This is a genomic window from Mesorhizobium sp. M7A.F.Ca.US.014.04.1.1 (assembly GCF_003998745.1).
Lineage (GTDB): Bacteria > Pseudomonadota > Alphaproteobacteria > Rhizobiales > Rhizobiaceae > Mesorhizobium > Mesorhizobium ciceri.
The window spans coordinates 1-9,561 of sequence record NZ_RZRW01000199.1 but is presented as its reverse complement, the minus strand read 5'-3'; the positions used below and the strand labels follow the sequence as shown (position 1 = coordinate 9,561).

12 protein-coding genes are annotated in these 9,561 nt (G+C 61.4%); 6 read left to right on the top strand and 6 right to left on the bottom strand.

Features of this window, described 5'->3' with window-relative positions:
• Positions 1-66: 66 nt before the first annotated feature.
• The 3 genes from EOA22_RS15300 to EOA22_RS15290 form a co-directional block, all read right to left on the bottom strand.
• Positions 67-675 carry a transglutaminase-like cysteine peptidase gene (locus EOA22_RS15300; protein WP_127390064.1) on the bottom strand — a complete coding sequence of 203 codons (609 nt, stop codon included), beginning with the start codon at positions 673-675 and terminating at the stop codon, positions 67-69.
• Between the two features lie 266 nt (positions 676-941).
• Positions 942-1,559, bottom strand: coding sequence for a PilZ domain-containing protein (locus EOA22_RS15295; protein WP_127390063.1), 618 nt, complete (start codon positions 1,557-1,559; stop codon positions 942-944).
• A gap of 183 nt (positions 1,560-1,742) precedes the next feature.
• Entirely contained in the window at positions 1,743-2,375 is a 633-nt protein-coding gene (locus tag EOA22_RS15290; RefSeq protein ID WP_024503876.1) for a PAS domain-containing protein, read from the bottom strand.
• Between the two features lie 388 nt (positions 2,376-2,763).
• On the opposite strand from EOA22_RS15290, the gene EOA22_RS15285 reads away from it, so the two are divergent.
• Together EOA22_RS15285 and EOA22_RS15280 are read left to right on the top strand one after the other, a co-directional pair.
• A complete protein-coding gene (locus tag EOA22_RS15285) occupies positions 2,764-3,522 on the top strand; it encodes a rhomboid family intramembrane serine protease (RefSeq protein WP_013531343.1) in 759 nt (252 codons plus the stop codon).
• Between the two features lie 87 nt (positions 3,523-3,609).
• The gene (locus EOA22_RS15280) at positions 3,610-4,041 is read left to right on the top strand and encodes a CBS domain-containing protein (RefSeq protein ID WP_013531344.1); all 432 of its coding nucleotides are present in this window, start codon (positions 3,610-3,612) and stop codon (positions 4,039-4,041) included.
• A gap of 47 nt (positions 4,042-4,088) precedes the next feature.
• Here EOA22_RS15280 and EOA22_RS15275 read toward each other — a convergent pair whose 3' ends face one another.
• Complete coding sequence (locus EOA22_RS15275; protein ID WP_082826465.1) at positions 4,089-4,391, bottom strand: YjhX family toxin; 303 nt, start codon at positions 4,389-4,391, stop codon at positions 4,089-4,091.
• Between the two features lie 354 nt (positions 4,392-4,745).
• Here EOA22_RS15275 and gatB point away from each other — a divergent pair, with 354 nt between their 5' ends.
• The 4 genes from gatB to EOA22_RS15250 all read left to right on the top strand — a co-directional run bounded on the left by gatB (position 4,746) and on the right by EOA22_RS15250 (position 8,048).
• Positions 4,746-6,245, top strand: coding sequence for an Asp-tRNA(Asn)/Glu-tRNA(Gln) amidotransferase subunit GatB (gene gatB / locus EOA22_RS15265; RefSeq protein ID WP_063168097.1), 1,500 nt, complete (start codon positions 4,746-4,748; stop codon positions 6,243-6,245).
• Between the two features lie 4 nt (positions 6,246-6,249).
• Positions 6,250-6,744, top strand: coding sequence for a GNAT family N-acetyltransferase (locus EOA22_RS15260; protein ID WP_063168096.1), 495 nt, complete (start codon positions 6,250-6,252; stop codon positions 6,742-6,744).
• Positions 6,745-6,905: 161 nt separating this feature from the next.
• Positions 6,906-7,604: an AIM24 family protein gene (locus tag EOA22_RS15255; protein WP_027160398.1), complete on the top strand. Its 699-nt coding sequence runs from the start codon at positions 6,906-6,908 to the stop codon at positions 7,602-7,604.
• Between the two features lie 27 nt (positions 7,605-7,631).
• Positions 7,632-8,048 (top strand): hypothetical protein, encoded by a 417-nt coding sequence (locus EOA22_RS15250; RefSeq protein ID WP_082826463.1) that lies wholly within the window; start codon positions 7,632-7,634, stop codon positions 8,046-8,048.
• A gap of 37 nt (positions 8,049-8,085) precedes the next feature.
• Here EOA22_RS15250 and panC read toward each other — a convergent pair whose 3' ends face one another.
• Positions 8,086-8,937: a pantoate--beta-alanine ligase gene (gene panC / locus EOA22_RS15245; RefSeq protein ID WP_063168095.1), complete on the bottom strand. Its 852-nt coding sequence runs from the start codon at positions 8,935-8,937 to the stop codon at positions 8,086-8,088.
• Positions 8,934-9,561, bottom strand: a 628-nt coding sequence (gene panB / locus EOA22_RS15240; RefSeq protein WP_127390062.1) for a 3-methyl-2-oxobutanoate hydroxymethyltransferase, incomplete at its 5' end; no start/stop codon positions are given. The genes panB and panC, both read right to left, overlap by 4 nt.

Sequence of the window (9,561 nt, the reverse complement as noted above, 5' to 3'; positions counted from 1 at the left end):
GGGCGGGGACTCGACCGGGTTTGTCCTGAAGCGCCTCGCATTCACGCGGCGCGCTTGAGCTCTGTTTTAGCGGACGCTGGCGACCGCGTCGGAGCGGCCGTCATTGATCTTCACCCAAACGCCGGAATTCTGGTCCGACTGGCGCTTGAGATAGGTGTAGTCGGTGTCCGTCCAGGACAGGACCTTGGTCTCAAGATTGTCGAGGATGAATTCTCCGAGGCTGGTGCGCACGGTCAGCACCGCGTGGCCGTCGCCATTCGGCTGGCGCGCCACCGTCATCAGCAGATTGCCGGCGGGGACGCCCACATCCATCAACTCGCGGCGCTTTGCCAGCGCGTAATCCTCGCAATCGCCATAGCCATTGGCCGGATAGGCCCAATATTCCTCGACACCGTAGTTTTCCATGTCGGTGCGCGGCTTGATGCGGGTGTTGACCGAATTGTTGATGTTGACGATCGTCGCCCACAGCTTGCGGGTCAGTTCGACCGGCGCACCCCTGCGGGTCCGTTCGCTGCATTCGCCGGGAATGCGCTGGCAGAACTCATAGTGACCAACAGGCTGGGTGGTGCGTCCGCCGGTGTGCATATAGGCCGGTCCCGCGGCATATGCTGATCCCCAAGCGGAAAGCTGCATCGCCATTGCCGCCAGCAACAGCTTGCCCCTCGTTTTCTTCATTGTTGTAGTCTCCCCGTTCGAAGGAGACATTGCCACATGTGGATTTATTTGACGCAAAAGCGCGAAGTAGATATTGAGTAAAAGTCCAATAGAATAAACGTAAAATTTGAATCATTTGAGTATTAATTCGTTTGGATATTGGGGCCCCTCACGACGGGGGCGGAGGGCTTCCAGGCCCCTCCAACAGCGGCCGAAGCATGCCATGGCGTCGAAAACAAAAAACCGGCCGCAAGGGCCGGTTCCTGGAATGTTGCTGTCGGGCCTGCTCAGGCGCGTGGCGTGTTGAATTCGGAATCAAGCGTTTCGGGACGCTGGATCACAGCGAATTCGATGGCGACGCCGTCCTCGAAATGACGCACGACCTGCCCGCGCATGGTGCCAAGCATGACCTGGATGCCGATCGCCGGTTTGACGTCGATTTCGACAGCGGCGCCGGAGAGCGAAAGGTCGATGATGCGGCACTGGTACTGGCGGCCGTCGGGGAGCTGCAGCACGCTTGTCGGATTGCGCGGTGCGACGCGCTCGTGGCGGCGATCTTCCGGCAGGTCGAGTTCATGCTTGTTGGCCAGCCAGGTCAATTGCGCGGCCAGCTTGTCCTTCTTGCGATCCGACGCAATGACGGTCATTGCGAAACCGTCCTGCAGGGTGCGTGTGACGACGCCTTCGATGCGGCCGATATGATCGATGTAGGCGATGATTTTTTCGCCGGGCATGCCGATGCGGTCGGTGCGAAACGCGACATTGCCCGGTGACATGTCGACGACCTGGCAGGGATGTTCGGTGCGGTCTTCCAGCATGAAGCGTCCGTAAATTTTAACCCGGACGCGCTGAAAGTTTCGCCTTTCAGCTTGGGACGGCGCATAGTCGACCGCCGCTGACCTCATGACTGCCTACACCCCGTTTGGCATCCCGCGCGCCGATGCGAGGAACTTCATCACAGAAGTACAACAAAGCGGGTTAACAAAGGGGAAAAGCGGGCGCTCCAGCGTTTTCCTTTTTGCAGGCCGTGGTGCCAAAACCGCCGCGCAGTTTTGGGCGACGTGCATCAGGTCTCAAAAAACAGCGGACTATTCCTCGCGCCCGCCATCGAAGACGACGAGATGACGGATGCGACGCACCCGGCCGAGCGCCGAGATCGTCTCGGGTGCCCCAAGTTCATCGGGAACAAGCGAGGGAACATCGATCGCCGGGCGATTGTTCAGAAGCTCCTTCTCCGGATCTATGACGCGGATTGAATCGATCAACGCATCGGTGATCGGATCGGCACCCAGCCAGAAGGGTTTCTCCACGGCGCTGATGACGCCCAGGCAGCGCGGATTTTCGACGCCGCCGTCCAGCGGCAGGGCAAGCAGTTCGAACTTATTGGAGCGCCCGTTGCGGCTGAAGCCCTCATAGCTGATGAGCACGACCGATTTCTGCTCGAACACGCCATGGATCAGGCGCGAGACGAGCCGCTGGTCCTTCTCGCGCCACAGCGATGGAAAGGAAAACCCCTTGAGCTCGCGGCCGTAGCAGGCGCAAAGCCTCGTGCCGGCCAGCCGGAATACGGCCTGTCCGCGCGTGTCACGTTCCAGGATAAAGGTGTCGGCCAGCAGCGACTTGATGTCGGCCGGTTCGACCTCCGAACGCTTCGGGGCGGGGCGTCCATCACGCAGGCGGTTCCAATATTGGAACAGCGTGATCGATCCATTCTGGTTCATGCTATGCTGCTCCGCGCAATCTGTCGTCTGATGTCCCATCGGTGAACAGAAGGGCGCCCTCCGAGGACCTACATGCGTTGCGGAGCAGGAAGCGTGCCAGCGTCGTTAACACTTGTTCACGGGTCGGGGTCGTTAAGGTTAACAAGTGGTTTACGTTGCGTCTGAGCCAGCCCCGTGGCACACAAAAACCACTCCAGAAGCGGTCGTTTCGCGACGATCGGCAGCACTTCAGTCAGAGTTTTAGGGGAGCAGGGGGCTCGACCGGCCGTTCAAGGGAAACCTTGAACGGCTTCTTTTTTGATTCGCGCCAGATGATTCGCGGTTTGCTGTTCGGTCCGCGTTAATCTAGATGCTCGAACCTGGAATCCCGCAGTGAGTGCAATTTCAAATGAGTGAACCGGTAATTCCCTCGGAAGCCGACCCGGTCGAGGGCGCGCCCGAGCCGCGGCGCGAGCCGGTGTTCAACCTGCCGCCCGTCGTGCTGGCGGTGATCGGCATCTGCGTCGTCGTCTATCTGTTGCAGCAATATGTGTTGAGCGAATCCCAGCAGATGACATTGCTGTATGACGGGGCCTTCATCCCCGTTCTCTACACCGGGCAATACGGCTTCGACTGGTTCCTGTTTTCGCGGCCCTTCACCTACGCGTTCATGCATGGCGGCTTTGCCCATATCGCCATCAACATGGTGTGGCTCGCCGCGTTTGGCTCACCATTGGCAAACCGTCTGGGAACGCTGTGGTTCGCGCTGTTCTTTGCCGCAACCGGGCTGGCTTCGGTCGCGCTTTTCTGGGCACTGCATCCTTACGGTGAGGCGCCGCTGGTCGGGGCTTCCGGTGCGATATCAGGCATGATGGGGGCTGCGGCGCGTTTTGGCTTCCGCACCGATCGTTCGGCCGGCAAGGCCGCCTTCGCCGGCCCGGTGCTGCCGATCGCATTCGTGTTGCGCTTGCGCGGTGTCGTGATTTTCCTTGCCATGTGGATGGTCATCAATCTCGCCACCGGCCTGCTCGGTTTTGCCCCGGGGGTAGACGGCCAGATCGCCTGGGAGGCCCATATTGGCGGCTTTGTCGCCGGCTTCTTCGGCCTGCGCTGGTTCGACAGGCGATGGCAGGCGCCCGAATGGGAGACGGCCGACCACCACACTTGAAATGCAACCGATCACGGCGCACGATGTTCACTCTTACGTGAAGGCCGGTCAGGGCAGGAACCGGCAGGCAAAGCAGAGGAGGACGCCATGACGGTTAAGGCAATTCTCGAGAGAAAAGGCCATGACGTGTTGACGCTCGGGCCGAACGAAAAGCTTAGCGAAGCCATCCGTATCCTGGCAGAGCACAAGATCGGGGCGCTGGTCATCACCAATGGCGATCGCAAGATCGTCGGCATCCTGTCAGAGCGCGATATCGTCCGGGTTGTCGCCCGCGAAGGTGGAGCCGCGCTCGATATCCCCGTGCGTTCGGCGATGACGCCGAAAGTGAAGATCTGCAACGAAAACCACACCGTCAACGAGGTGATGGAGATCATGACCCGAGGCCGCTTCCGCCATCTGCCGGTGGAAAAGGACGGCATGCTCGATGGCATCGTGTCCATTGGCGACGTGGTCAAGCGCCGCATCGAGGATGTCGAGCGCGAGGCCGACGAGATCAGAGCCTACATCGCCACCGCCTGAGCGGTGAGGCGAACCGCCGGCCGGAGAACCGACCGGCGGAGCCGTGGTTACCTGTTGTCGAGTTCGGAGCGGACGAGTGCGAGCCCGCGCCGGGTGATGCGGTAGGGTCCACCGTCAGACGAAGAAACAGCCTTCTTCCGCTTCAGTTTTCGAAACAGCTCGAGATCGACGCCCGGATAATGCCAGCCGTCGCGGGTCAGGCATTTGACGGAGGCGATCCGTTTCTTCTCGTTCTTTTCGATTTCAATGCGTCCGCCCTGCGCGAGCAGGTGCAGGATGCGCTGTTTCCACAGCGCCGCGCGTCCTCTTGCACGCGCAAAGGACGCTGTGGCACTTATGATTTGGCGCATGATCCTTTCCGAAAATCGATACCGATTTTCGGGGTCATGCGCTGCGCGAAATATCCATGTGAGAGTTTTCCGGGAAAACAAAAAATGCCGCCGCCGCGAAGCTTCGCGGCACGGGGTTTCAGGTTTTCTGCCCTGCCTCGCCAGGAGGTCAGGGCCTTACCGGGACTGAGCGTAAGTGGACATCCACTCTCCATTGGAATGGACCTCCCATAGGCGAACGCAGCTGAAAAGGCCAGTCCGCGGCTTTGCGCTTGTGTTTTTTGGGCGCTTGTCTCTTTTGGCGGTTTGCACTAGCGAAGTTGCACACCAAAGTGTGCGAAACGCATTATCCGCAGTTCCAATACGCAGGCCACCATGTCCCTCATCGACACCCGCACGCCCGACGCCAAGCGCCTTGTTTCCGGTGCCACCGGCGACTGGGAGATCATCATCGGCCTCGAGGTCCATGCCCAGATTACATCGGAAGCAAAGCTGTTTTCCGGCGCCTCGACCGCTTTCGGCGCGGCGCCCAACGCCAATGTCAGCCTGGTCGATGCGGCGATGCCCGGCATGCTGCCGGTCATCAACGAGGAATGCGTCAAGCAGGCGATCCGCACCGGCCTTGGGCTGAAAGCGCAGATCAACCACAAGTCGGTCTTCGATCGGAAGAACTACTTCTATCCAGACCTGCCGCAGGGCTACCAGATCTCGCAGTTCAAGCAGCCGATCGTCGGCGAGGGCACGGTGATCGTTTCCGTTGGCCCCGATCGTCAGGGCGAATTCGAGGACATCGAAGTCGGCATCGAGCGGCTGCATCTGGAGCAGGATGCCGGAAAGTCGATGCACGACCAGCATGTGACCATGTCCTATGTCGACCTCAACCGCTCCGGCGTGGCGCTGATGGAGATCGTCTCCAAGCCCGACATGCGCTCGGCCGACGAAGCCAAGGCTTATGTCACCAAGCTGCGCACCATCGTGCGCTATCTCGGCACCTGCGACGGCAACATGGACGAAGGTTCGATGCGCGCCGACGTCAACGTTTCGGTGCGCAAGCCGGGCGGCGAGTTCGGCACGCGCTGCGAGATCAAGAACGTCAACTCGATCCGCTTCATCGGCCAGGCCATCGACTACGAGGCGCGCCGGCAGATCGCCATTCTCGAGGATGGCGGCAAGATCGACCAGGAGACGCGGCTGTTCGACGCCGTCAAGGGCGAGACGCGTTCGATGCGCTCCAAGGAAGAGGCGCATGATTACCGCTACTTCCCCGATCCGGACCTCTTGCCGCTGGAATTCGACCAGGCCTATGTCGATGCGCTGGCCAAGGAATTGCCGGAACTGCCAGACGACAAGAAGGCGCGGCTGATCGCGTCGCTCGGCCTGTCGGTCTATGACGCCTCGATCCTGGTTTCGGAAAAGCCGATCGCCGACTATTTCGAGAAGGTGGCCGCCGGCCGCGACGGCAAGCTCGCCGCCAACTGGGTCATCAACGATCTGCTCGGGCAATTGAACAAGGCCGGAAAAGACATTGAAAACGCTCCGGTTTCCCCCGAGCAGCTTGGCGCGGTCATCGATCTGATCAAGGACGGCACCATTTCCGGCAAGATCGCCAAGGACCTGTTCGAGATCGTCTGGAATGAGGGCGGCGATCCGCGCCAGCTGGTCGAGAGCCGTGGCATGAAGCAGGTCACCGACACCGGCGCCATCGAGAAGGCCGTAGACGAGGTGATTGCAGCCAACCCCGACAAGGTCGAACAGGCGCGCGCCAAGCCGAGCATGGCCGGTTGGTTCGTTGGCCAGGTGATGAAGGTGACCGGCGGCAAGGCCAATCCACAAGCGGTCAACGACCTCGTCAAGACCAAGCTGGGCATCGAGTAGCGCGGTGTTTGTCCGCACCGCAGGTGAACGTGATCTGACGGCCATCCGGGCGCTGCTGGTCGAAACCTGGCACACGACCTATGACGCGGTCTATGGCCCTGATCGGATCGACCGGGTCATCGAGGATTGGTGTTCGCCGGCGAAATTGAGAGCTAGCCTTGAGCGGCCGAATGCCGAATTCCTGGTCGCCGACGACGGCAAGCGCATCGGCGGCGTCGCCTATGCCGAAAGCGTCGAAGGCGGCACCGTGGTCGACCTGCAACAGCTCCATGTCGCACCCGACCTGCAAGGCCGGGGCATCGGCGGGATGTTGCTCGATGAGGTGATCGAGAATTTTCCGGAAGCCCGCTCTCTACGCATCGAGGTCGTGGAGCAGAACAGGCGTGCGGTCGCCTTCTATCTGGCCAACGGCTTTGCCGAGATTGGCCGGGCCGACAATTATGGGCCGGCGCAGTCCGGTATTGCTGCGTTGATTCTTGAGCGGATGCTGACCGCCTGAGCGCTCGATGATCGCGCGATTGCATCACGTTGTTGCGAGTGGACCCTCGAGCACACGGCTTTCATTTGACGGCGCAAATATCGAGCGCAAAGCTGTGGCCGCTGACCCCAGCCATGATCGGTGTTTGACCGGTGGCATGCGAGGCAGCTTGGGGAATCGTCATGCCAAGCTTGCCGGAACTGATGCCGACACAGGTGTCGGACGAGACCTTTGGCGGCGTCACCTATCATATAGCGGGCGAGCTGGTGCCGGTGCTTTCGGTCGATGTCACGCGCATGCCGGTCTATTTCGAGCACCACATCCTTTTGTGGAAGAATTCCACCATCACCATCGGCCTGAAATCGCTGAAGGGCGCGCTGAAGCGGATGATGGCCGGCATGCAGATCTTCGTCACCGAGGCGTCGGGGGCGGGCATCGTTGCCTTCAGCCGCGATGGGCCGGGCCACATCGTGCCGATCCATCTCAGGCACGGCGAAGAGATCCAGGTGCGCGAGCACCAGTTTCTCGCCGCCACCGGCAATGTCGACTACACCTTCGAACGGGTGCGCGGCCTGGCGACGATGCTGTTCGGCCAGAGCGGCTTTTTCATCGACCGCTTTCGCGGTGATTCCGGCGATGGCATCGTCTGGCTGCACGGCTATGGCAACGTCTTCGAAAAGACGCTCGCCGCCGGCGAAACCATCGACATCGAACCAGGCGGCTGGCTGTTCAAGGATGCCTCGGTCAGGATGGAGACCAAGATCGATCGCCTGTCGAGCGGCTTCTTCGGCGCCAACATGAATTTCATCGTCAACCGATTCACCGGACCGGGCCGTGTCGGCATCCAGTCGATGTATCTGCATATGCCGACGGAGGAATAGTTCGGCGAAGGCCACTGGCGGGCAGCAATGGCGGCCGCGACCCGGCCATGCGTCATCGCGGCGTTTGCCGTGCCGGCTCACCACGGATATGCAAGGGCCATGACCAAATTGTTCCGCACTGCGGCGCTGGCGCTGCTCGCCATCATCATTTTCGCGACCTTGTCGCCGATCCAGATGCGGCCGCATCTCGCTGAAGCAAATGTCGAGCGTGCCTTGGCTTATGTCCTGCTAGGCTTCGCCCTCGCGGTCGGCTTCCCCAACCGACTGTATCAAGTGGTGATCTTTGTGGCTGTGATCGCCGGCATGCTGGAACTGCTTCAGCTCATTGATCCCGGTCGCCATGCACGCCTCATCGATGCATTGGTGAAAGCCTTTGCCGGGGTGGTTGGGATCGTCGCGGGACACCTGATCGTCAGGGCCGGCCGGCAAAAGAGCGAGAGCTAGGCGCGGCAGCAATCCGCCGCGGAGGATCGAGCCTTCGCTAGGCAGCGGGAACCCCCACATTGTCGATTAGCCTGGTTTTGCCGAGCCATGCCGCTGCGAGAAGACGCCCTTCGCGGTTTCGACGCCATGGCGCAAGCGTCAGGCTTTCGCGTGCCTCGACATAGTCGACCTTCTGGAAACCGGCGGCGATGAGGTCGCGGCTGGCCTCTTCGGTTGCGTCGGTTTGGTGGGCGCCTGCCGCCAGGGCCGCAGCCGTTTTGCGCAATATCACGTTGAGTTGGCGGCCGACCTTCAGTTCGGCCTCATCGAGATAGGCGTTGCGTGACGACATGGCGAGACCATGCGCGTCGCGTATCGTCGGGGCGCCGACGATCTCGACGGGCAGGTCGAGATCGCCGCAGAGCTGTCTCACCACGCAAAGCTGCTGGTAGTCCTTCTCGCCGAAGACCGCAAAGTCGGGCGTTGCCTGCAGGAGGAGCTTTGCCACGACGGTGGCGACGCCTTCGAAAAAGGTCGGCCGAAAGTCCGATTCGAGCCCGGCGGAGGGGCCGCCGACCGAGATTTTCGTGGCGAAGCCGGCGGGATACATCTCGCCAACCGTCGGTGTGAAAGCAAGGTCGGCCTTTGCCGCGCCGAGCCGGTCGAGATCGCGGGCGAGTTGGCGCGGGTACTTGTCGAGGTCTTCGCTCGGCGCGAACTGTGTCGGGTTGACGAAGATCGACACGACGCAGCGCTCGGCTTTTTCGAGTGCGATCCTGACCAGCGAGATGTGCCCGTCGTGCAAAGCGCCCATGGTCGGCACCATGGCGACACGAAGGCCGTCACGGCGCCAGTCATGGATTTGCGTGCGAAGTGCGGCAACGCTATCGACGACGACGGGTTGGCTCATGCGTCATCCCTGCTGTTTGTCGCCGAAAAGACATGGCCGGGGCCCGGGAATGTCCGGTTTCGCACTTCTGCTGCATAGCTCTTTGCGGCATGCGAGATCGCGTTGCGCAGGTCGGCGTATTCCTTGACGAATTTCGGCACGCGATCGACGGTCAGCCCGACCATGTCGTCGGTGACCAGGATCTGGCCGTCGCAGTCGCCGCTGGCGCCGATGCCGATGGTTGGGATGGCGAGGCGGCGGCTGATATCGGCGGCGACCCTCTCGACCGTGCCTTCGATGACCACCGAGAAAGCCCCGGCGTTCTCGACGGCGAGCGCATCGCGAAGCAAAGCCGCAACAGCCTCCTCGGTGCGGCCTTTGATCTTGTAGCCGCCGTCCTTCTCGACCGATTGCGGCTGCAGGCCGATATGCCCCATGACCGGAATGCCGGCGGCGACGATGGCCGCGATCTGGCTAACCATGTCGACGCCGCCTTCGAGCTTTACCGCCTGGCAGCCGGTTTCGTCGACGACCCGCCGCGCCGAGGCGACGGCAAGTGCTGCCGTGACCTCATAGCTGCCAGCCGGCAGGGCGACGACGCCGCAGGCACTGGCCGAGCCGCGCATCACGGCTTGCCCCTGTGCG

Excerpts from the sequence above, each read along its gene's own strand:
- EOA22_RS15300 (WP_127390064.1), bottom strand. The coding sequence starts at position 675 with ATGAAGAAAACGAGGGGCAAGCTGTTGCTGGCGGCAATGGCGATGCAG.
- EOA22_RS15295 (WP_127390063.1), bottom strand. The coding sequence starts at position 1,559 with ATGAGGTCAGCGGCGGTCGACTATGCGCCGTCCCAAGCTGAAAGGCGA.
- EOA22_RS15290 (WP_024503876.1), bottom strand. The coding sequence starts at position 2,375 with ATGAACCAGAATGGATCGATCACGCTGTTCCAATATTGGAACCGCCTG.
- EOA22_RS15285 (WP_013531343.1), top strand. The coding sequence starts at position 2,764 with ATGAGTGAACCGGTAATTCCCTCGGAAGCCGACCCGGTCGAGGGCGCG.
- EOA22_RS15280 (WP_013531344.1), top strand. The coding sequence starts at position 3,610 with ATGACGGTTAAGGCAATTCTCGAGAGAAAAGGCCATGACGTGTTGACG.
- EOA22_RS15275 (WP_082826465.1), bottom strand. The coding sequence starts at position 4,391 with ATGCGCCAAATCATAAGTGCCACAGCGTCCTTTGCGCGTGCAAGAGGA.
- gatB (WP_063168097.1), top strand. The coding sequence starts at position 4,746 with ATGTCCCTCATCGACACCCGCACGCCCGACGCCAAGCGCCTTGTTTCC.
- EOA22_RS15255 (WP_027160398.1), top strand. The coding sequence starts at position 6,906 with ATGCCAAGCTTGCCGGAACTGATGCCGACACAGGTGTCGGACGAGACC.
- EOA22_RS15250 (WP_082826463.1), top strand. The coding sequence starts at position 7,632 with ATGGCGGCCGCGACCCGGCCATGCGTCATCGCGGCGTTTGCCGTGCCG.
- panC (WP_063168095.1), bottom strand. The coding sequence starts at position 8,937 with ATGAGCCAACCCGTCGTCGTCGATAGCGTTGCCGCACTTCGCACGCAA.